The sequence below is a fragment of the Janthinobacterium sp. Ant5-2-1 genome, assembly GCF_001445815.1.
GTDB lineage: Bacteria > Pseudomonadota > Gammaproteobacteria > Burkholderiales > Burkholderiaceae_D > Janthinobacterium > Janthinobacterium lividum_E.
On the sequence record NZ_LNCE01000016.1, the window covers coordinates 61,613 to 81,348 of the forward strand.

Genomic DNA, 19,736 nt, shown 5'->3' on the forward strand with positions numbered 1-19,736 from the left:
TAGTGCCTGTTTTTTCCTTATATTCAAGTCATACGCTTAAATTATTGGCTACCGTCTTGTCCAGGAGGAAACATGTTGAATCAAATGAAAGTGGGGACGCGCCTGCTCGCGGCCTTCTTTTGCGTGGCGCTGATGGGGGCCATCGTGGCCGGCATCGGCATCTTCAACATGGGCAAGATCGACACCATGGCGGGGCAGATGTACAACCATGAGCTGCTGGGGCTGTCGTACATCAAGGAAGCCAATATCGCCCTCATCAAGGTGGGCCGGGCGCGCAGCAATTTCCTGCTGGCCACCACCAGCGAAGAGCGCGCGGGGCGCCAGGCCGATATCGCCAAATACCTGGAACAGAACAGGAGCAACTTGGCCAAGGCCCAGCCGCTGTTCGTCACGCCGGCCGCCAAGGAGCTGTTTGCCCGCTTCGCCACCGTTGAAGCCGAATATGTGAGCGCCTTGCAGCAGTCGCTGGCGCTGGCGGCGGCCGAACCGCTGGCGCAGCGCAGCGCGCAGCTGACGGCGCTGCTGGCCAAGACGCGCCAGCATGCCGACGAGCTGGACGGCGTGCTAGATAAATTGTCATTGCAGAAAGAAGAACGGGCCAAGGCGGCTGCCGAGCAGGCGTCCGGCGTGTACCAGGCCAGCCGCAGTTTCATGATCGCGCTGGTGCTGGGCAGCGTGGCGGCCGGCCTGGCGCTGGGGGCGCTGATCACGCGCGGCCTGACGCGCCAGCTGGGCGGCGAACCGGCGTATGCCGTCAGGATCGCCGGCGCCATCGCCGAGGGCGACCTTACTGTCGATATCCGCACTGCCAGCCACGACAGCGCCAGCCTGCTGTTTGCCATGAAGACCATGCGCGACAAGCTCGTGGGCATCGTCAGCCAAGTGCGTTCGGGCACGGATACCATCAACACGGCCTCGGGCGAAATCGCCCAGGGCAACCTCGACTTGTCGTCACGCACGGAAGAGCAGGCCAGTTCGCTGGAAGAAACGGCGTCGTCGATGGAGCAACTGACGTCGGCCGTGCGGCAGAACGCGGACAATGCGCGCCAGGCCAATGCGCTGGCGGGCGCCGCGTCCGACGTGGCCGGCAAGGGCGGCGCCGTGGTGGGGCAGGTGGTGCAGACGATGGAATCGATCAATGCATCGTCGCGCAAGATCGTCGATATCATCAGCGTCATCGACAGCATCGCTTTCCAGACGAACATCCTGGCCTTGAACGCGGCCGTGGAAGCGGCCAGGGCGGGCGAAGAGGGACGCGGATTCGCCGTCGTGGCGTCCGAGGTGCGCAACCTGGCGCAACGCTCGGCCAGTGCCGCCAAGGAAATCAAGACCCTGATCGGCGACTCCGTCGAGCAGGTGGAAATCGGTTCCAAGCTCGTGCATGACGCGGGCAAGACGATGGATGAAGTGGTGGCCAGCGTGCGCCAGGTGGCCGACATCATGCAGGAAATCACGGCCGCCAGTGCCGAGCAAAGCGCCGGCATCGAGCAAGTCAACCAGGCCGTGCTGCAGATGGACCAGGTGACGCAGCAAAACGCGGCCCTCGTGGAAGAGGCGGCGGCGGCCGCCGAATCGCTGCAGGACCAGGCGCAGACCCTGACGGAACTGGTGGGCGTATTCCGTCTGCACGCCCAGGCGCAACAGATGGCCATGCCGGCAGCGAGCAACGTCACGCCGCTGCGCCGGTCGGTGCAGGCCGCCAGGCAGGACGTGCGGCGCCTGGCCTGAAGGCGGCGGGCGCCGGCGCAATTGGCGCGGCGGTGGTAGGCTGTCGCTATTGCGCGTTTGCCACTTACGGATCTTTCATGTCGTCTCCCCGCTTGCTTTGCTTATCCCTGCTGCTGTCCCTGGCGCCCGTGGCGCAGGCGCAGCAGGGCGATCCAGTCCTGCCTTACCGTCCTTCCGTGGCCAGTCCTGCCCAGTTGCCCGTGCCGGGCCAGCTGGAATTCGAGGCCGGCGGCTTGCTGTCGAAAACGGACGACACGCGCCGCGCCAGCCTGCCGTACACGTTCAAGCTGGCGTTCACGCCCGAGTGGGGCGTGCTGCTCGAAGGCGAGGGATTCGTGCGTGCGCGCGATGACACGGGGCGGCGCGAAACGGGCGTGGGCGACACGACGGTCGTGCTCAAGCGCGCATTCTTGCTCGACAGCGCCACGGCGCTGGGCCTGGAACTGGGGTGGAAATTGCCGACGGCCAAGGACAGCATCGGCAGCGGCAAGAGCGACGTGTCGCTGAACGGCATCGTCAGCCGCGACCTGGGCGCCGTGCACGTGGACGCCAACCTGAACGCCACGCGTCTGGGAGCAGCCGATCCGAATACCGGCAGGGTGCAAACGGGCTGGGCGACGTCCTTTTCCACGCCCGTCAGCGAGCGCTGGGGCGCCACGGCCGAAGTGTCGGGCACGCGCTTGCGCGGCGCGCCGGCCACGGCGCAGCTGCTGCTGGCCGCCACCTACAGTCCCACGCCACGGCTGGCCATCGACATCGGCATGGCACGCGGCTTGACGGCGGCGTCGCCGGACTGGTCCCTGTTCAGCGGCTTGGTCGTGCCCTTGGGCAAGCTGTGGTGAGATTGCCACGGCAATCCTTATGTGTCCTTGCGAACAAACAGTTGGTCACACAAGGTCTACAATGATGGCATAACTAAAAGGAGTGTCACCATGAAAACCCTGATTCTTGCTGCTGTCTTGCTGTCGGCAGGCACCGCCGCCGTCGCCCAGGTCGGCGTCTCCGTTACCGTCGGCCAGCCAGGCTTTTACGGACGCCTCGACATCGGCGACTATCCCGCGCCGCAACTGATCTATGCCCAGCCCGTCATCGTGCAGCGTCCGCAATACTATTCGGCCCGTCCGATCTACCTGCGCGTGCCGCCCGGCCATGCCAAACACTGGTCCAAGCACTGCCGCAAGTATAATGCCTGCAACCAAGAGGTATATTTCGTCCAAGATAGTTGGTATAACAACCAATATGTGCCCCGTTACCGCCAGCAGCATGGCGACCATGGCCGTCCCGATTACGGCGACCGCGGCCGTCACGACGACAAGCATGACAAGCATTACGACAAGCATTATGACAAGCATGAAGGCAAGCGCGACAAGCATGATGACCATCCGGGCAAAGGCCATGGCAACGGCAATGGCCGCGGGAATGGCAACGGCAACGGGCACAGGGATTAACAAGCAGGAGGATCTTTGCACAGTAAAATCGTTATCGTAGGGGGAGGTGCAGGCGGCCTGGAGCTGGCCTGCAAACTCAGCCGTAAGCTCGGCCCAGGCCAGGTCACCCTGGTCGACAGCCGCCTGTACCATATCTGGAAGCCGTCGCTGCATGAGGTGGCGGCCGGCACCCTGGACATTCATCAAGAGGGCCTGTCGTACCAGATGCTGGCGCATGACAATGGTTTTACCTATGTCTATGGTCCATTGATCGCGCTCGACGCCGCGTCGAACAGCCTCACCGTGGGCGCCATCGCCACCGACAAGGACGAGCAGCTCTTGCCGCAGCGCCAAGTCAGCTACGACCAGCTGGTGCTGGCCGTGGGCAGCACGTCGAATTACTTCGGCGTGCCCGGCGCCAAGGAAAACACGATTTCCCTGAATGCCACGGAAGACGCCGAACGTTTCCGCCTGACCCTGCTGAAACTGCTGGCCATGGCCGAGCAGCGCCAAGGGGACGCGGGCCATCCCGGCGTCGACATCGTCATCATCGGCGGCGGCGCCACGGGCGTGGAGCTGGCGGCCGAATTGCGCGAAGCGAGCGGCGTGTATGCCGCGTATGGTTTCCAGAATCTCAACGCCATCAAGGATGTGCGCATCACCCTGCTCGAAGGGGCGCCGCGCATTCTGGCGCCGCTGCCCGAGCGCGTCTCGATTGCCGCCTCGAAACTGCTGCACCAGCATGGCATTACGGTGGTGACCGATACGCGCGTCACCACGATCGAAGCGGACAAGGTGACGGTGGCCAGCGGCACCAGTTATGCGGCCGACATCTGCGTGTGGGCCGCAGGCATTCGCGCGCCGGAATTCCTCGCTACCCTGGGCTTGCCGACCAACCGTTCCGGCCAGCTGGAAGTGACGGGCATGCTCAATGTGCAGGGCCATGCGAATATTTTCGCGCTGGGCGACTGCGCCGCCTGCACGGGGGCCGATGGCAAGCTGGTGCCGCCGCGCGCCCAGGCTGCCCACCAGCAAGCCGATTACCTGCTGAAAACGTTCCTGCTGCAAGCGAAGGGCAAGCCGCCGCAAACCAAGCCGTACGAATACCTCGATTACGGTTCGCTCGTGTCGTTTGGCCGCACTACCTCGGTCGGTACGCTGATGGGTTCGCTGAAGGGCCTGAGCTGGTTCGTCGAAGGCTTTGTCGCCCGCATGATGTATGTCAGCCTGCACCTGATGCACCACAATGCCGTGCTGGGCAGCGTGCGCACGGCCGTCATGGCCATGGGCCGTTTCCTGATCAAGCGCAGCACGCCGCAGGTCAAGCTGCACTAAGCCGTTTCCATTCCATCAAAAAGGGGCCGCGAGGCCCCTTTCTTATTTGCTGCGCGTAATTGGCGCCGCTTCGCAGCGGCCCCGCGTCATGGGGAAGGCGATGGTGGTGAGCTTGCCCTTCAAGGTGCCGGTAATGCTGGCGTGCAAGATGCGCTCGCTGTCGTGGCGATAGATGATGCGGCTCGGGAAGTCATTGTCCAGGTTGGCGAAGATGAATTCATTCGGCTTGTCCTGGCGCAGCAGGTTGAAGATCACGGGCGGCTCTCCCGACGGCTGCACGATGTAGGCCAGCTGGCCCGGCTCGGTGAGGCGGATCTGCACGAATTCAAAGGCCGTCGTCTTGCCGCCCTTGACGGTGCGGCTGGTGCCGAGGATGGTGCCGCCGGCAGCCGTGCTCCATTGTTCTCCGGAACCGGGTTCGGCGCCGTCGACGTTCCAGCAACCGGCCAGCCAGGCCAGCTTGTCGACGGTTTCCGGCGGCGGCACGGTGTTGTCGGCGGCCTGGGCGGCGCCCATGGCCAGCAGCGCTGCCAGCAGGGTGGGGATCAATCGGTGCATGCGGTCTCCTGTCGTCGAATCGTTCTGCGGTTCGGGCGTTCCGGCAGTGTTCTGGCCTGATGCGGCCTGGCAAACACTATTCTTTTGGCGTAATGCGCGGCAAGACGACGGTCAGGGCCGTGCCGCCTTGCGGATTGGTTGCCAGGCTCAGGGTGCCTCCCAGGTAATGCACTCGCTCGCGCACGGAACGCAGGCCGTGCTTGCTCATTTCGACGGGTTCGCTCGCTGGCAGTCCCACGCCGTCATCCTTGACGGTCATCATCAGCGCTTCGTCATTGTCGTCGATGATGATGTCCACCTGCGTGGCATTGGCGTGCGCGGCGATGTTGCCGAGCGCTTCTTCCAGGGTGCGCAGCAGGGCCACGCCCACGTTGCGCGGGCAAATCAGTTCATCTTCGGGCAGGCTGCAGCGCACGGTGATCTTGTGCTGTTCGGCAAATTGCGCGGCCAGCTCGCCGAGCGCCACATTCACGCCCAGAAACTCGAGTTTGTCGTTCCACAGCTTCATCTGCATCTGGCGGTTGGTCTCGATCACATTCAGCAGCAATTGCTTCATGGTCGCCGCGCGGTCGAGCAGGGCCGCTTCCTGCGGCATCTTTTGCGTCAGCAGCGACAAGTGCATGGTCAGCGCCGTCAGCGACGAGCCGAGGCTGTCGTGCAGCTGGCGCGACAGGGCGCGCCGTTCATTGTCCCAGCTGGTGTTGACATGACCGAGCAACTCGCTGAGATCGGCGGCGCGTTCCGCATCGGCCTGGGCCGTTTCCTTGTTCGGATCTGTTTGTGCGGACATAGCGCCCCGTGAATGGTGAAAGGTGGACCAAATTCAAGTTGTGGATCATACATGAGGATTTCATCGCGGGGCGCATGGATGGAAAATTTCTGTCTTTTCGGCAATTTTGATCTCCTTCCATCATTTTTATATGCCAGGCAATATTATCGTTTGCGCCAGCAGATGCCGTTCCCGCCGTTACGTACGGCTGCGCACATACCGGGGCGCCGCACGCTGCCATAGTGGTGTCATGCATTTTCTCCATGCAGCACAGGCCCGCTTACCGAAACGAAAGGACATGCCATGAATATCGATACCATCGTCGACCAGGAATACGCCGACAAAAGCTTCCGCGACATCGTCAATGCGCCCATCAGCGCCCTGCGCGGCGTCAGCCCGAAGGACGCCAAGGCCTTGCAGCAAGCGTTTGGCGTGCACACCGTGCGCGAACTGGCCAATCTCAATTTCGTCAAATGGGCCAGTGCGCTGGCCATCCTGGCCGATGAAGAAGGCATGAGCGGCGAAGAGCGGGCCAAGGAAGAGTTGCTCGACGACGCTGTGGAAATGACCTTCCCCGCCAGCGACCCGATTTCCGTCGATGCCGGCATCACGCGCATCGAAGTGCCGCCGGAAACGGTCGATGCACAAACGGACCACCAGCATGCGGGCCAGCATGAAGCGGCCGCTGGCAAGAAATAAAGCATCCTGCCCATGAAAAAACCGGCAAGCCTCATGGCTTGCCGGTTTTTTTGCGTGCCGCGTGGCGTAAAAACTCAGGCGATCGACGGGATGCTGCTTTTCTGCATGTTGACCTGCGCGGCGATTACCTCGTGCGGGATGCAGCAAAAGCGGTTCTTGCCGGCGCGTTTGGCTTCGTACAGGGCCGTGTCGGCCGCGCCCAGCAGCGATTCGACGGTGCTCGCGTCGTCCGGGTAGATGGCGATGCCGATGCTGGTCGACAGGCGCAATGTCAGGTCGTTGATGAAATAGGGTTCGGAAATGACTTCGATCAGCTTGGCGGCCGGTTCGCGCGCGTCGCCCTTGCCGGCCAGGTTGCCCAGCACGATGACGAACTCGTCGCCGCCGATGCGCGCTACCGTGTCTTCCTTGCGCGAGGCGCCCACCAGGCGGGCCGCCACCATTTTCAGGATTTCATCGCCATAGCCGTGGCCGTAACTGTCGTTGATGGCCTTGAAGCCGTCCAGGTCCAGGTACAGGATGGCCGACTTGCCGCGGCTGCGCGCCGATTGCTGCAGGGTATGCTCGATGCGGTCCTCCAGCAGGCGCCGGTTCGGCAAGCCCGTCAGCGGATCGTGCAGCGCCAGTTCCTGCTGCTGCTTGCTGTATTGCGCCAGTTCCTTGTACAGCAGGCGCACTTCCAGCATGTTGTGGATGCGCTTGTGCACTTCCATCAGGTCGAAGGGCTTGCTGATGAAGTCGCGCGCGCCCGCTTCCAGGGCGGCGATCTTGAAACTCGGCTGTGCCGTCAGGGCCAGCACGGGCAGATAGCCGCCATGCTCGATTTCCTTCAAGCCTTTCATGACCTGGAAACCATTGAGTTCCGGCATTTGCAGATCCAGCAAGATCAGGTCGTAGCAATGCTCCCGGTGCAGGGGGCAAACCTGGGCCGGACGCATGGTGGCCGTCACATTGGTATAGCCGGCATCGCGCAGGATTTCCAGCATCAGGTCAACATTGTCGGGTGAATCGTCGACGACCAAAATTTTGGCTTTCAAAATCTCATCTTGGCTGGGCATGTAAGGTCTCGGTTATACGGTCTATGCAACGCTGGCTTCTACCGCAAATGATAGGTTGACGGCAGTGGAAAGATAGTAGCGCCTTGCAACAAGATAGGGCGCACAACAGCGCTTGAGCTCGCTTTTGCCATTCTAGCCGGCCAAGGCTGCCGTCTCCAGCCTGCCGTGCAGGTGTGCTTCTGCATTTCAGTGTAGCAAACTTTGGCTTAGTTGCTTGTAGGACAGTGCCGCGTCTGCAAGTAGGAAGGCTAACCCATGAAAATAGTCATTTTGTACTGCACTATGTATTTCTTTGCATCATCTTTTTAGGGCTGTGTATTGCGGCCCTGTTCAGGGCGCTGGGCTGGCATGCGCGTTGCGGCCAGTTGCGCCACGGCCGCCAACAGTTCGGCCGGGTCGAGCGGTTTCGAGACCCAGGCCTGGAAGCCGCTGGCCAGCGCCCGCTGGCGGTCCTGCGGTTGCGCGAACGCCGTCAGCGCCAGCGCGGGCAGACCGGCCGCATCGGGGGAGGGGTGCGCGCGTATGTGTGCCAGCAGGTCGAAACCGTCCGCGTCGGGCATGCCGATGTCGCTGACCAGTACATGCGGATGCACCTGGTCCAGCAGTTGCAGCGCTTGCGCCACGCTGCCGGCGCCATGCACTTCGGCGTGGCTGTCGCGCAGGATGCGCGCCGTCAGTTCGCGCGCATCGGCCTCGTCATCGACCAGCAGCACCGTGACGCCGCGCAAGTCAGGGCTGGCGGACAGGTCGCCGCCCCTTGGGCGCGCCGGCGCGGCCCGCGTCCCCAGGGGCAGGCGCACGGTGAAGCTGGCGCCCTGCATGTCGCCGGCGCTGCTGACGGTGACCGTGCCGCCATGCTGCTCCACCAGGTGCTTGACGATCGCCAGCCCCAGCCCCAGGCCGCCATGGCGGCGCGTGGTGGAGGCGTCGGCCTGGCGGAAGCGGTCGAACACGTGGGGCAGGAAGTCTTTCTTGATGCCGACGCCGTTGTCGGCCACCGTGATGGCCAGGCGGCTCGCCTCGCGGCGCACGCCGATCTCGACCCGCCCCCCTTGAGGCGTGAATTTGAGGGCATTCGACAGCAGGTTCCAGATCACTTGCTGGATACGGCTGGGGTCGCCCGTGATGGTGCCCGCATCGCTGGCGATGTTGCTGTGGATGGCGATGTGCTTGGCGTCGGCCGCCGGACGCAGGGTTTCGATGGCCGAGGCGATGATGCTGGCGGGCACGACCGTTTGCAGGTCCAGCAACACCTTGTCGGACGTGATACGGCTCATGTCGAGCAAGTCTTCGATCAGTTGCGCCTGCGCGCGCGCATTGCGTTCGATGCTTTGCAGGCCCCGGTGCAGGTCGGCCTGGTCGCGCGTGCCGCGCCGCAGCACTTGCGCCCAGCCCAGGATGGCCGACAGCGGCGTGCGCAATTCGTGCGACAGGGTGGTGAGGAAATCATCTTTCAGCTGATTCGTGCGCTCGGCTTCGGCGCGCGCCTCGCGTTCGCTGTCGAGCAGCATCTTGCGCTCTTCGGCAGCGCGCGTGGCGGCCGCGTACAGGCGCGTATTGTCGAGCGCGACGGCGGCCTGGGCCGCGATGGCCGAAACGATGCGTTCGCTGCGCGCGCTGAACATGCCCGCCTGCGGATGGCCGAGCAGCAAGCGGCCCAGCAACAGGCCCGAGCGCGAACTGACAGGCAGGCTCAGGCAGCTGCGCAAAGGCGGCGCGCCACCGGCGCTGGCGTCGGGCGCGGCCAGCAAATCGTTCTGGCGCATGGCCGGTCCCTGGCGCAGTTCCGTGGCGACGGCGTCGGCCTGGCGCAGGCTGATGCCGTTGACGGCGCGCGCCGATGGCAGGGGAGCGGCGCTGTCGTGGACCTCACCCACATCGTCATAATAAAAGGCGCCGAAGCGCGCGCCGCTGATGCGCGTGGCCGCATCGACGGTTTCCTGCAGCAGGGCCGGCAAGTCGAGGGTGCTGGCCAGGGCCGCGCCCGTATTGTTGAGCAACTCGAGCACGCGCGTTTCGTCGCGCAAGGCTTCCTGCGCGCGCTTGACCTGGTCGACGTCGGTACTCGTGCCAAACCAGCGCAGCAGCTGGCCGCCCCGGTCGCGCACGGGATTGGCGCGCGTCAGGAACCAGCGGTACTGGCCGTCGGCGCCACGGATGGGGAACTCCATTTCGAAGGGCGTGCCATCACGCAAGGCGGCCTTCCACGCGTGCAGCATGGGCGGCAGGTGCTGCGCGTCGTAGGCGATGCTCCAGCCGTCGCCCGCCATCTGTTCGGCAGTCGTGCCCGTGTAGTCGTGCCAGCGCTGGTTGTACCAGGCAATAGTGCCGTCGAAGCTGGCGATCCAGGCCAGTTGCGGGATGGAATTGGCCAGTGCGCGCAAGTCTTCCTCGCTGTGGCGCAAGCTTTCCTCGGCCGCCTTGCGCTGGCTGATGTCCTGGATATACGTGGTCAGGCCGTCGCTGGAAGGGAAGATGCGCACTTCCAGCCAGCGCCCCAGCGGCGGATACAGCAGCTCGAAACTGCAGCTGTGCTGCTGCGCCATGGCGCGCCGGTACTGCGTTTCCAGTTCCGTGCCGTGCAGGTCGGGGCAGGCTTGCCACAGGTTCTTGCCCGTCAGGCTGGCGCCAGGCGCGTGCTGCGGCGCCAGCATGGCGGCGCCGCGCGTGTTGAGGTAGCGGATGGTCCAGTCGCGGTCGAGCAGGCAAAAGCCGTCGGTAATACTTTCCAGCAAATTGGACAGGCGCTCGTCGGAAAGGCTCAGCGACGCTGATGGGGGAAGCAGGTCTTGCTCGCGGTCATGCTTGGCCATCGGAAATCCTGCAACAGTGAGTCTGCCGCACGGGCTCTTGCCCCGCCGGGCCGCCGCCGCTAAGCTCAGTTAAATAGGTCATGATGCTCAATGCCCGCCGTCATGCATTAGGGGAGGCGCAAACGCCCCTGTCTGGCTGGTATTGTAGCCCCAAGCGGCGCGCCGCCACCGCACGCTTGCGCGCCGCCTGCAGATAGCACTGGACAGGCTGGAAAGCAGTCCCTATAATCCCGCTTCTTTCGAGACAGCAACTTCTCGATTCGCTGGGCGCCACTGTGAAAGCAGAAGCGTCCATCGATAAAAAGGCGTGCGCTTTTTGGCAGTGAAAAGGTAGTCGATCATGCGGGGCGGTATTCTGCAAAATCAGCTAAGCGATTGAAAAATCGAACTTTTCAAAGCGAAATGAATACGCTATAATGTTTGCCTGCGCGGCTGTAGCTCAGCTGGATAGAGTACTTGGCTACGAACCAAGGGGTCGTGGGTTCAATTCCTGCCAGCCGCACCAGAATACTGAAAATCAGACTTTGCCTGGTTTTGTTGTAACAAGTTTCACCTCCATGTTGTTAATGGGATGTTGTAGAAGTTTTGCGGCTGTAGCTCAGCTGGATAGAGTACTTGGCTACGAACCAAGGGGTCGTGGGTTCAATTCCTGCCAGCCGCACCAGTATTGCCAAGATGAAGTTCGCTTCGTTTTGATGAAAGTTTCAAGCTTCGCGCCGTCTGGCGAAGTGTGTCAGAGTTTGCGGCTGTAGCTCAGCTGGATAGAGTACTTGGCTACGAACCAAGGGGTCGTGGGTTCAATTCCTGCCAGCCGCACCAGTATTAGCAGTAGTGAAAAAACCCGGAAAGTTCGCTTTCCGGGTTTTTTTTCGTCATCACGGCGCCTTCGCAGCGACCATGCTGGCGGCCTGGGCAATTGTGAAATATCCGCACGACGCCCTTTGCCATTCTGCAAAGCCCTGCTATAATCTTGTCTTAGGCGGCTGTAGCTCAGCTGGATAGAGTACTTGGCTACGAACCAAGGGGTCGTGGGTTCAATTCCTGCCAGCCGCACCAGAATATTGGGGGTCAGATTGTAAAATCTGATCCCCTTTTTCGTTTCCGAACAGATTTACGACAGGTCGTTGGCGCCGCGCCTGTATTGCAGGCGAAACGCGCGCGGCGTGACGTGCTTGGCGGCACGGAACTGGCGGTTGAAATGCGCGAGGTTGCGGTAGCCCGCCTCTTGCGCGATGACGGCGATGGCCAGATTGCTTTCGATTAGCTGTTGGCAGGCGCGGCCGATGCGCAGCCGCGCCAGATACTCGCCCGGCGTGCAATGCGCGTGGCGCTTGAAGCAGCGGTGAAACGCGCCCAGCGACAGGGCGGCCCGCTGCGCCAAGGTCTCCAGTGCGATCTCTTCCCGGAAATGCGCGTGCATGAAGTCAAACACGATTGCCATGCGCTTTTGCTGTCCATCGGCATGCACCGGCGCCTGCGCTGTCGAGGCCAGCGGCCGCGCGGCGCCATCGCCGGCCAGGTCCAGCAGCACGTCGAGCAGCAGCGGCAGGCGCTGCGGCACGGGCAGGGCGTTCAGTTGCAGCAGTTGATGGGCGCAGCGCGCGCTCGCGTCCGCTGAAAAATGCAGGGCCGGGCCGGCGCGGGCGGCCAGTTGCCGCACGCTGTGCAACTCCGGAAAGCAGGCGGCCAGCTGCTCCACCCACTCCAGCGAAAACCACACGACGACGGCCAGCATCGGTTGCGTGCTGTCGATGCGTTCGCTGGCCGACCACGTGTGCGGCAAATTCGGCCCCAGCAGCACCAGGTCGCCCGGTTCGAAGTCGCCCAGATGGTCGCCGATGTAGCGTTGCCCGCGCGCATTGACCGTCAGGGTCAGTTCGAATTGCGGGTGGTAATGCCAGATGAAGGGAATGGCGTCGAGTTCGCGCCACAGCAAGCCCCAGGAGTGGCCCGTCGGGATCGTGACTTGTTCAAATAAAGGCGTCATCGTGACGTTTTGAGGATATGGATAGTCAGGATAGTATCAGTATTGGTTGCTGCGCACGCATTTTGCGCGGCACCGGCGTAGCACAATCCGTCTCATACCAACACAGGAGACAGCGATGCAAGAAGATCGATACCAATACGGCGAAGACCGTCCCGGCAACCCGTCCGTGGCCTACACGGAACAAACCCAGTTGTGCGACATCCAGAAACAGCTGCCGCTGCGCGTGCTGTCCGACAGCGACTTCTTGCACTGGCAAACCTACGGCTACGTCATCGTCAAGGATGCCGTCTCGCCAGAGCAGGTGCGCCGTACGACAGATTTCCTGTGGGAATTCCAGGGGCTCAACGAGAACGATCCCGCCACCTGGAACCGGGACCAGTTGCGCGACCACGCGATGAAAGAACTCAACGGTTCCGGCATGGTCGAGGCCTACCACAACCAGACCCTGTGGGATAACCGCCAGACCCGGCGCGTCTATGACGCCTTTGTCGACATCTGGGATCGCGAGGACCTGTGGGTGACGATCGACCGCGCCAACTTGAACACGCCGAACAATGGCAAGCGCAAGTTTGGCGGCTTCATCCACTGGGATGCGGATACGACGCTCGACCCGCTGCCCGTCAACGTGCAAGGCGTGTTGGCCCTGTCCGATACGTCGCCCGAGAGCGGCGGTTTTCAATGCTATCCGGAACTGTTCAACAACTTGCTGGCGTGGCGCAAGACGGTGCCGGCGGACCGCAATCCATGGCAGCCGGACTTGGCGACGGTGCCGTATCCGATGGAATTCATCGCCATGAAGAAAGGGGAGCTGCTGATCTTCAACAGCCTGCTGGCGCACGGCATCCGCCCGAACACGTCGACGGACCAGGTGCGCCTGGCGCAATACATCTCCTTTACGCCAGCGCAGGAAGACAATCAGTCGCTGCGCGACTGGCGGGTGCAAAGCTGGCGCGAGCGCAGCGCGCCGCAAGGCTATGCGTTTCCCGGCGACCCCGAGGAAAAGGAAAGCCGGCGCTATCCGCAGGCACAGTTGACTGAACTGGGCGAGAAAATTCTCGGCGCGCGCGCTTGGTAAGCGTGGCGGCATTGCCTGCCGGATAGACAATTGCAGGCAAATGCACGATCATGGTTCGACTTGCCATCGACCGAGGAAACGCATGAGTATCATCACCAGCATCGAAGACTTGCGCGTGCTGGCCCAGAAACGGGTGCCGCGCATGTTTTACGACTACGCCGATTCCGGCTCCTGGACGGAATCGACGTACCGCGCCAACAACAGCGATTTCGCCAAGATCAAATTCCGCCAGCGCGTGGCCGTCAACCTGGAAAACCGCAGCCTGGCTTCGACCATGGTGGGCCAGCACGTGGCGATGCCGGTGGCCCTGTCGCCCACGGGCCTGACGGGCATGCAGCATGCGGATGGCGAAATCCTCGCGGCCCAGGCGGCCGAGCGCTTCGGCGTGCCGTTTACCCTGTCGACCATGAGCATCTGCTCGATCGAGGACGTGGCGGCGAACACGACGAAACCGTTCTGGTTCCAGCTGTACGTGATGAAGGACCGCGAATTTATCAACCGCCTGATCGACCGCGCCAAGGCGGCGAAATGCGGCGCGCTCGTGTTGACCCTGGACTTGCAGGTGCTGGGCCAGCGCCACAAGGACTTGCGCAACGGCCTGTCGGCGCCGCCGAAATTGACGATTCCGAATATCCTCAACATGGCCACCAAGCCGCGCTGGGTGGCGGGCATGCTGGGCACGAAACGCCGCGGTTTTGGCAACATCGTCGGCCACGCCACGTCCGTGTCCGACATGTCGTCGTTGTCGGCCTGGACGCAGCAGCAGTTCGACCTCAGCCTGTCGTGGGCGGACGTGGAATGGATCAAGCAGCGCTGGGGCGGCAAACTGATCATCAAAGGCATCATGGACCCGGAAGACGCGCGCCTGGCCGTGGCAAGCGGCGCTGACGCGCTGATCGTTTCGAACCACGGCGGGCGCCAGCTCGATGGCGCGCAATCGTCGATCGAAGCCTTGCCCGCCATCGTCGACGCCGTCGGCAGCCAGATCGAAGTGCACATGGATGGCGGCATCCGCTCGGGCCAGGACGTGATCAAGGCCGTGGCCCTGGGCGCAAAAGGCGTGTACATCGGCCGCCCGTTTTTATACGGCCTGGGCGCCATGGGCGGGCCGGGCGTGACCAAATGCCTGGACATCATCCGCAACGAACTGGACCTGACGATGGCCTTTTGCGGCTTGCGCGACTTGCAGCAGGTGGACAAAAAGATCCTGCTGCCGGGCACGTTTTAAGCGGCAATCCGCACGATGTGAAAGCCCTCCGAAGAGTCGGGCGGCACGAAGTGGCGCGTGATTTCATCAAATTGCGCGTCGCTGGTGGAGAACGGGTGCAGCCTGCTTTCATTGCGCTGGCGCAAGCGCGCCTTGCATTCTTCGTCCGAAACGTCCAGGTAATGCAGCACGTGCGGCGTGCCTGCCTGCTGGAACAGTGCGCGCATCCAGGCGCGGCTGGCCGGCGTATTCGCGGGAAAATCGAGCACGACGGACACGCCCGCCCGCAGCATCTGCAGGGCCAAGGGGGCGATGGCCGCGCGCAGCCGTGCCGCGCATGCCACGTAGTCGGCCAGGCTGGCGATCTGGCCCGGATACAGCTGCGCCAATAAAGTGTCTTCGCTGATGCGCACCGTGTGCGGCGCTTGCGCAAGCCGGCTGGTCAAAGTGGATTTTCCGGAGGCTATCTTGCCGCAGACGAGGTGCAGGGTGGGGGAAGCGTTGGTGCTGGAAGTCGGGGTCATGGTCGCTCGCTAAAAAAGAAATGAAGCCTGCGAGACGGTTTGACCAGTGACTGCACATCAAAGCCGCCCCTCAGGCGGCTTTGGCAATCACACTGCTGCTAAGCCACCATCGTTGGAATGGCGGCAATAATGGAGGGCAGGGGAGGGAATGGCGATTGCATGGCGTAACGATGCCATGCGATGGGCGGCCTTGTCAATGCCGGTGCCTATTCGAAGAATTGCCGGTACTGCGCAAACGGCTCCAATCCCACGCTGGCGCGGCGCTGCTCCAGATGCTGCGGATCGGCGATGGGGAAAGCGACGCTCTTGCCGTCGCTGCCCGTCTGGAACTGGCTGCCGTACAGTTGCGGCAGTTTGTCATTGGTCAAGTCGCGGTCGATCGCCAGTGCCAGCCTGGACGGCGTGATTTCGCCTTGCGCGGCCGCCGCGCGCATCAGCGCCAGGCTGCTTTTGAGGAAGGCGTCCGAGCCGTGCTGGGCGATCAGCCATGCGCTGGCCGCCGCCTTGTAACCGACCATTGTTTGCGTGGGCCATCCCTTGCTGGCGATGATGTGGCGCAGCCGCGCTTCGTTCCTCGCATCCGTCTCGCGCATGCGCTGCCGTGCCTGCAGGTCGGCACCTGTTGCCGGCCAATCCGTGCGTGCGGCCACGTCTTCCTTTTCCATGGCCAGCAATTCCTGCGCCATCGCCGCTTCCGGCACCGCCGTCCCATACAGCAGGATATCCGGCGCGCCCGCCGTGGCGGCGTCGTGGATGAGCCTCGGTTCCGCTTCCCATTGCGGCGCCCGCGCGACCAGCGCCAGCAAGGTGCCTTCCGGCACGTCGATGCGGTAGCGGCCATTTTCGACCGTGCCATGTATCTGCGGCTCGCCGTGCATGCGCTCGGCAACGATGCTGATGGCTTGCGGCAGCGGCGCACCGTTGCTGCGGATGGTGCCGCTCAGTTCAAAGGCACCCGCGTGGTTGCTGAAGCAGAGCAGGGTGACGCAAAGCAGGTGTCGCATGGGAGTCCGATCAGGATAGGTGTGGCGTCAGTTCAATGCGCGTCCATTGCGCCGCCTGCCACAGCGGCGCCGCACCGGGCGCGGCCAGCAGCGGGAATACGTCGTAGTCACGTGAAAAAAACGCCATGCGGATTCCTTATGCTTGCAAGATGGTCGCGCGCTGGCTGGGGCGCAGCAGGTAGACGCCGTACAGGCACAGGGGCAGCACGGCCAGCAGGGCGATGTACGGCAAGATGGACGCGCCGTCTTCGGCCGGGTTGGGCAAGGTGGCCGTCACCAGCGCGTAGTCCCACAGGCCATGCACGAGCACCATCGGCCAGATGGAGCGGGTGCGCAGGCGGATGGCCGCATAGCCGACGCCCTGCAAGGCGGCGGCCACGGCTTGCCACAAGGCGCCGCTGACGTCGCCCGTGGCCAAGCCGTTGGCCGTGTGGGCCAAGCCGAACAGCGCCGAGGAAATCAGCACGGCCGGCCAGACGGCGTAGCGGTCCAGCATGCCCTGCAACAAGATGGCGCGGAACATCAGTTCTTCCGAGATGGCCACCAGCGCCGCATTGCACGCCACGATCAGCAGCACGCGCGGCTGCGGCCAGCCGCCGGCCCAGGCCAGCAACAGCATCAGCAGCGCATACAGCAGGGGAGGGCAGACGAGCCACAGCGATTTCCAGGGCTGCGGCGCGCCCAGGCCCGCTTCGCGGGGCCGGCTTGACGCCAGCAGCAGCGCCAGCGCGAACACTGCGGCCAGCGCCCACGACAGGCCGATACGGCCCGTGACGGCTGCGCCCGGCAAGGCGTAGCCGGCGGCTTCCAGCCAGCGGCCGCCCATGCTCAAGCCCAGCCAGACGGCCAGTGCGATGAGGGACAGCGGCATGGTGAGGGCAATTCTTTTTCCGGACATAAGCGGCCTCATGCTATTGGTGCGCCGCCGCTGACGCGGTTGCGGCCCGTGTTTTTCGACTGGTACAGCAAGGCATCGGCCTCGCGTATCAGCTCGCTGCTGTCGCTGCTGTCGCTGCGTTTATCTTGGCCGGGCTGGAGCGTGGCCGCGCCCAGGCTGACGGTCACGACACCGTTTGCGCTGGCCGCGTGGGGAATCTGCAAGGCTTCCACGGCCGAGCGGATGGCTTCCGCGACGTCCAGCGCGCCCGCCGCGCCCGTGCCGGGCATGATCACGGCGAACTCTTCGCCGCCATAGCGGGCCGCCAGGTCTTCGGCCCGGCCGACGCTGCGCGCCACGGCGCCGGAAACTGCCTGCAGGCATGCATCGCCCGCCACGTGGCCATACTGGTCGTTGAATTTCTTGAAGAAATCCACGTCGAGCATGATCAGCGACACCGCGTGCCCGCCGCGCTGGGCGCGTTTCAATTCATGCGCCAGGGTCTCGTCGAAACAGCGGCGGTTGGCCAGTCCCGTCAAGCCGTCCTGCGAGGCCCGCGCCGCCAGGTCCGCATTCGCGAGTTGCAACTCCGTCGTGGCCACGCGCAGGCTGGCCTCGATACGGTCGCGTACGGCAATTTGCCGCATCAGCTTGCGGAACAGATAGATCAGCGCCGCGCCTGCGGCCAGCGACGCCAGCACGATTTGCATGCTCAAGCGTTGCCACTCGGCGAAGATATCTTCCTTCGACAAGCCCGCCGCAACGATGACGGGAAAGCGTTCCAAGTGGCGATAGCTGTACAGCCGCTCGATTTCATCCACCTTCGCCGTCATCATGGCCGTGCCGACCGGCCCTTTTTCGCGGTAGGCGCGCAACAGTGCGCCCGACGAAATATCCATGCCGATGACATTGGTCTGGAACGGACGGCGGTAGATCAAGGTACCGTCATCGAGGGCAAAGAAGGCCGTGCCCGTCTTGCCAAGGTTGAGGCTATCGTAGATGCGTTCGAAGGAGGCGAGCCCCAGGGTGACCAGCACCACGCCGGCAAAGGAGCCGTCCGCCAATTCCACACGGCGCGATACGGGCAAGACCCATTGCCCGCTGGATTTGCTGCGCACGGGCGCGCTGATACGGCTGCCCAGCTGCGCCTGCGTCTTGTGATAAATGAAGTAATCGCGGTCCGCATTGTTGCCGTCCTGCCCGGCGCCGGACGAGCTGGCCAGCCAGTCTCCTTGGCTGTCAAAAATGAAGACGCCGGCAATTTCCACGATATTCTTCGACAGCTGCTGCAGATGCGATTGCAGCCGCTCGCCGGTCGCGTCATTATTGCCTTCGTTGCGGATGTGCTCGACGATATCTTCCAGCATCACATCGGCCACTTCCAGTTCCATGTACGCTTGCGTAGCCAGGGTGCGCGCCATGTGTTGCGTCGTCGACTTCGCTTCGTGCAAGCGCACTTCGCGCGAAGACCAGACGATCCAGACAGTCATGCCAAGCAGCATGGCGCACATGCAAAAGAAGCCGACGCTGGCCCAGACGATCACTGGCCGCTTGTGCTTGCTCAAGATCTCAGGCTGCGCCGGGACGGCGTGGGTAGGTGCTGCTTCTTTTACTGCGTGCATAGGCGGATCATGAAGTTGCATCTATGATATGGTGAAATATTGCCATACTACATTAAAAAGCAAAGCCACAAAGTTGCCACATCGTTATAGTTGCATGGAATAATATGCATTGCCCTTTGAACCTTTGATTGGAGTTGCATGGCCTACACGAAAACCATCACCACCGAGCGCCTGATCCTGCGCAAACCGCAACCATCGGATGAAGCGGCCTTCTTCACCATGCATGCCGATCCCGAAGTGATGCGCTATTTCAGCGAGCCGCCATGGCAAGATGCCAGCATCGCCACGCGCAAGCTTGCCGAGGACATCGCCGCTTTCGAGAGCGAGGAATTCTTTCGCTTCGCCGTCACGCTGAAGGCGACGGGCGAATATATGGGCAGCTGCAGCCTGTTTTCCGAGCACCGCCAGAACCGCCGTGCCGAAATCGGCTATGCGCTGGCGCGCCCGCATTGGGGCAAGGGCTATATGCAGGAAGCCTTGTCGGCGTTGCTGGAATACGCGTTCATCGAGCGCGACCTGAACCGCCTGGAAGCCGATATCGACCCGCTCAATACGGCTTCGGCCAGCGCCCTGGAACGCCAGGGTTTCAAGCAGGAAGGTTTCTTGCCCGAACGCTGGATCGTCGGAGGCCACGTCAGCGATACGGCCCTGTACGGCTTGCTGCGGCGCGAGTGGGAAGCGCGGCGCAAGAGCGCCGCGTGAGCGGGCCAGCTATCGAAGCGCTCGAGCGCTGGCTGGGCCACGCCTTGCCGGCGTACTACCTGCGCTTTCTGCAGGGCTGGCAAGAAGACATGCGCGGTGAACAGGTATTACTGTACGGCGTGGAAAGTTTAATGGAGCGCAACGAAACGTATGACACGCTGCAATCCTGTCCCGGGTACATGACCATCGGCGACGACAGCGGCGGGCGCGCCGTCATGCTGGCGCTCGATGGCGGCGACCGCGCCGTGTATCTGGTCGGGCACGGTTCCATGCACCGCGACGATTTCGAGGTGGCCGCCGATGATTTTACATCCTGGCTGGCCGCCGATTGCCCGCTGGACTGAGGGGAAT

The 19,736-nt window shown here is 63.1% G+C and carries 18 protein-coding genes and 4 tRNA genes; 13 read left to right on the forward strand and 9 right to left on the reverse strand.

Annotated elements, in window-relative coordinates; translation table 11 throughout:
- Positions 1–72: 72 nt before the first annotated feature.
- The 4 genes from ASN89_RS29770 (at position 73) to ASN89_RS06160 (ending at position 4,490) form a co-directional block, all read left to right on the forward strand.
- Positions 73–1,728 (forward strand): methyl-accepting chemotaxis protein, encoded by a 1,656-nt coding sequence (locus ASN89_RS29770; RefSeq protein WP_082654421.1) that lies wholly within the window; start codon positions 73–75, stop codon positions 1,726–1,728.
- A gap of 77 nt (positions 1,729–1,805) precedes the next feature.
- Positions 1,806–2,570 (forward strand): hypothetical protein, encoded by a 765-nt coding sequence (locus tag ASN89_RS06150; RefSeq protein WP_058048638.1) that lies wholly within the window; start codon positions 1,806–1,808, stop codon positions 2,568–2,570.
- A gap of 90 nt (positions 2,571–2,660) precedes the next feature.
- Positions 2,661–3,176: a hypothetical protein gene (locus ASN89_RS06155; protein ID WP_046684047.1), complete on the forward strand. Its 516-nt coding sequence runs from the start codon at positions 2,661–2,663 to the stop codon at positions 3,174–3,176.
- A gap of 15 nt (positions 3,177–3,191) precedes the next feature.
- Positions 3,192–4,490, forward strand: a complete 1,299-nt coding sequence (locus ASN89_RS06160; protein ID WP_058048639.1) for an NAD(P)/FAD-dependent oxidoreductase — start codon at positions 3,192–3,194, stop codon at positions 4,488–4,490.
- A 42-nt stretch (positions 4,491–4,532) separates the two neighbouring features.
- Here the strand turns inward: ASN89_RS06160 and ASN89_RS06165 are convergent, their stop codons facing one another.
- Together ASN89_RS06165 and ASN89_RS06170 are read right to left on the reverse strand one after the other, a co-directional pair.
- A complete protein-coding gene (locus ASN89_RS06165) occupies positions 4,533–5,048 on the reverse strand; it encodes a DUF6265 family protein (RefSeq protein WP_058048640.1) in 516 nt (171 codons plus the stop codon).
- 76 nt (positions 5,049–5,124) lie between these two features.
- The gene (locus tag ASN89_RS06170) at positions 5,125–5,838 is read right to left on the reverse strand and encodes a sensor histidine kinase (protein WP_046684050.1); all 714 of its coding nucleotides are present in this window, start codon (positions 5,836–5,838) and stop codon (positions 5,125–5,127) included.
- A 282-nt stretch (positions 5,839–6,120) separates the two neighbouring features.
- Between ASN89_RS06170 and ASN89_RS06175 the strand changes: the two genes are divergently transcribed.
- Positions 6,121–6,516 (forward strand): hypothetical protein, encoded by a 396-nt coding sequence (locus ASN89_RS06175; protein ID WP_034754991.1) that lies wholly within the window; start codon positions 6,121–6,123, stop codon positions 6,514–6,516.
- A gap of 74 nt (positions 6,517–6,590) precedes the next feature.
- Here the strand turns inward: ASN89_RS06175 and ASN89_RS06180 are convergent, their stop codons facing one another.
- Complete coding sequence (locus ASN89_RS06180) at positions 6,591–7,574, reverse strand: diguanylate cyclase domain-containing protein (protein ID WP_046684051.1); 984 nt, start codon at positions 7,572–7,574, stop codon at positions 6,591–6,593.
- Positions 7,575–7,879: 305 nt separating this feature from the next.
- Positions 7,880–10,387, reverse strand: coding sequence for an ATP-binding protein (locus tag ASN89_RS06185; protein WP_058048641.1), 2,508 nt, complete (start codon positions 10,385–10,387; stop codon positions 7,880–7,882).
- A 428-nt stretch (positions 10,388–10,815) separates the two neighbouring features.
- Here ASN89_RS06185 and ASN89_RS06190 point away from each other — a divergent pair.
- From ASN89_RS06190 to ASN89_RS06205, 4 genes are all read left to right on the forward strand, one after another.
- Positions 10,816–10,892, forward strand: a tRNA-Arg gene (locus ASN89_RS06190).
- 82 nt (positions 10,893–10,974) lie between these two features.
- Positions 10,975–11,051: transfer RNA gene (locus tag ASN89_RS06195), tRNA-Arg, on the forward strand.
- Positions 11,052–11,129: 78 nt separating this feature from the next.
- Positions 11,130–11,206 (forward strand) — tRNA-Arg (locus tag ASN89_RS06200).
- 160 nt (positions 11,207–11,366) lie between these two features.
- A tRNA-Arg gene (locus tag ASN89_RS06205) sits at positions 11,367–11,443 on the forward strand.
- A gap of 55 nt (positions 11,444–11,498) precedes the next feature.
- Here ASN89_RS06205 and ASN89_RS06210 read toward each other — a convergent pair.
- Positions 11,499–12,374, reverse strand: coding sequence for a helix-turn-helix domain-containing protein (locus tag ASN89_RS06210; RefSeq protein WP_058048642.1), 876 nt, complete (start codon positions 12,372–12,374; stop codon positions 11,499–11,501).
- 115 nt (positions 12,375–12,489) lie between these two features.
- Between ASN89_RS06210 and ASN89_RS06215 the strand changes: the two genes are divergently transcribed.
- Together ASN89_RS06215 and ASN89_RS06220 are read left to right on the forward strand one after the other, a co-directional pair.
- Positions 12,490–13,449, forward strand: coding sequence for a phytanoyl-CoA dioxygenase family protein (locus ASN89_RS06215; protein ID WP_058048643.1), 960 nt, complete (start codon positions 12,490–12,492; stop codon positions 13,447–13,449).
- Between the two features lie 82 nt (positions 13,450–13,531).
- Positions 13,532–14,677, forward strand: a complete 1,146-nt coding sequence (locus tag ASN89_RS06220; RefSeq protein WP_046684055.1) for an alpha-hydroxy acid oxidase — start codon at positions 13,532–13,534, stop codon at positions 14,675–14,677.
- On the opposite strand, the gene ASN89_RS06225 is transcribed toward ASN89_RS06220, so the two are convergent.
- The 4 genes from ASN89_RS06225 to ASN89_RS06240 form a co-directional block, all read right to left on the reverse strand.
- Positions 14,674–15,180, reverse strand: a complete 507-nt coding sequence (locus tag ASN89_RS06225) for an AAA family ATPase (RefSeq protein ID WP_058048644.1) — start codon at positions 15,178–15,180, stop codon at positions 14,674–14,676. The genes ASN89_RS06220 and ASN89_RS06225 overlap by 4 nt on opposite strands.
- A 206-nt stretch (positions 15,181–15,386) precedes the next feature.
- Positions 15,387–16,184 (reverse strand): DUF6624 domain-containing protein, encoded by a 798-nt coding sequence (locus tag ASN89_RS06230; RefSeq protein ID WP_058048645.1) that lies wholly within the window; start codon positions 16,182–16,184, stop codon positions 15,387–15,389.
- A 136-nt stretch (positions 16,185–16,320) separates the two neighbouring features.
- Positions 16,321–17,082, reverse strand: a complete 762-nt coding sequence (locus ASN89_RS06235) for a CPBP family intramembrane glutamic endopeptidase (protein WP_161911737.1) — start codon at positions 17,080–17,082, stop codon at positions 16,321–16,323.
- Between the two features lie 8 nt (positions 17,083–17,090).
- Entirely contained in the window at positions 17,091–18,683 is a 1,593-nt protein-coding gene (locus tag ASN89_RS06240; RefSeq protein ID WP_058048647.1) for a sensor domain-containing diguanylate cyclase, read from the reverse strand.
- A 138-nt stretch (positions 18,684–18,821) separates the two neighbouring features.
- Here ASN89_RS06240 and ASN89_RS06245 point away from each other — a divergent pair, with 138 nt between their 5' ends.
- Positions 18,822–19,385, forward strand: a complete 564-nt coding sequence (locus tag ASN89_RS06245; RefSeq protein ID WP_058048648.1) for a GNAT family N-acetyltransferase — start codon at positions 18,822–18,824, stop codon at positions 19,383–19,385.
- Entirely contained in the window at positions 19,382–19,729 is a 348-nt protein-coding gene (locus tag ASN89_RS06250; protein WP_058048649.1) for an SMI1/KNR4 family protein, read from the forward strand. Before ASN89_RS06245 ends, ASN89_RS06250 begins: the two co-directional genes overlap by 4 nt.
- The last annotated feature ends 7 nt before the right edge of the window (positions 19,730–19,736 follow it).

What these genes read in the sequence shown, in the direction of transcription:
- ASN89_RS29770 (WP_082654421.1), top strand. Translation starts at nt 73, where the DNA reads ATGTTGAATCAAATGAAAGTGGGGACGCGCCTGCTCGCGGCCTTCTTT.
- ASN89_RS06150 (WP_058048638.1), top strand. Translation starts at nt 1,806, where the DNA reads ATGTCGTCTCCCCGCTTGCTTTGCTTATCCCTGCTGCTGTCCCTGGCG.
- ASN89_RS06155 (WP_046684047.1), top strand. Translation starts at nt 2,661, where the DNA reads ATGAAAACCCTGATTCTTGCTGCTGTCTTGCTGTCGGCAGGCACCGCC.
- ASN89_RS06165 (WP_058048640.1), bottom strand. Translation starts at nt 5,048, where the DNA reads ATGCACCGATTGATCCCCACCCTGCTGGCAGCGCTGCTGGCCATGGGC.
- ASN89_RS06170 (WP_046684050.1), bottom strand. Translation starts at nt 5,838, where the DNA reads ATGTCCGCACAAACAGATCCGAACAAGGAAACGGCCCAGGCCGATGCG.
- ASN89_RS06175 (WP_034754991.1), top strand. Translation starts at nt 6,121, where the DNA reads ATGAATATCGATACCATCGTCGACCAGGAATACGCCGACAAAAGCTTC.
- ASN89_RS06180 (WP_046684051.1), bottom strand. Translation starts at nt 7,574, where the DNA reads ATGCCCAGCCAAGATGAGATTTTGAAAGCCAAAATTTTGGTCGTCGAC.
- ASN89_RS06185 (WP_058048641.1), bottom strand. Translation starts at nt 10,387, where the DNA reads ATGGCCAAGCATGACCGCGAGCAAGACCTGCTTCCCCCATCAGCGTCG.
- ASN89_RS06210 (WP_058048642.1), bottom strand. Translation starts at nt 12,374, where the DNA reads ATGACGCCTTTATTTGAACAAGTCACGATCCCGACGGGCCACTCCTGG.
- ASN89_RS06215 (WP_058048643.1), top strand. Translation starts at nt 12,490, where the DNA reads ATGCAAGAAGATCGATACCAATACGGCGAAGACCGTCCCGGCAACCCG.
- ASN89_RS06220 (WP_046684055.1), top strand. Translation starts at nt 13,532, where the DNA reads ATGAGTATCATCACCAGCATCGAAGACTTGCGCGTGCTGGCCCAGAAA.
- ASN89_RS06225 (WP_058048644.1), bottom strand. Translation starts at nt 15,180, where the DNA reads ATGACCCCGACTTCCAGCACCAACGCTTCCCCCACCCTGCACCTCGTC.
- ASN89_RS06230 (WP_058048645.1), bottom strand. Translation starts at nt 16,184, where the DNA reads ATGCGACACCTGCTTTGCGTCACCCTGCTCTGCTTCAGCAACCACGCG.
- ASN89_RS06235 (WP_161911737.1), bottom strand. Translation starts at nt 17,082, where the DNA reads ATGTCCGGAAAAAGAATTGCCCTCACCATGCCGCTGTCCCTCATCGCA.
- ASN89_RS06240 (WP_058048647.1), bottom strand. Translation starts at nt 18,683, where the DNA reads ATGCACGCAGTAAAAGAAGCAGCACCTACCCACGCCGTCCCGGCGCAG.
- ASN89_RS06245 (WP_058048648.1), top strand. Translation starts at nt 18,822, where the DNA reads ATGGCCTACACGAAAACCATCACCACCGAGCGCCTGATCCTGCGCAAA.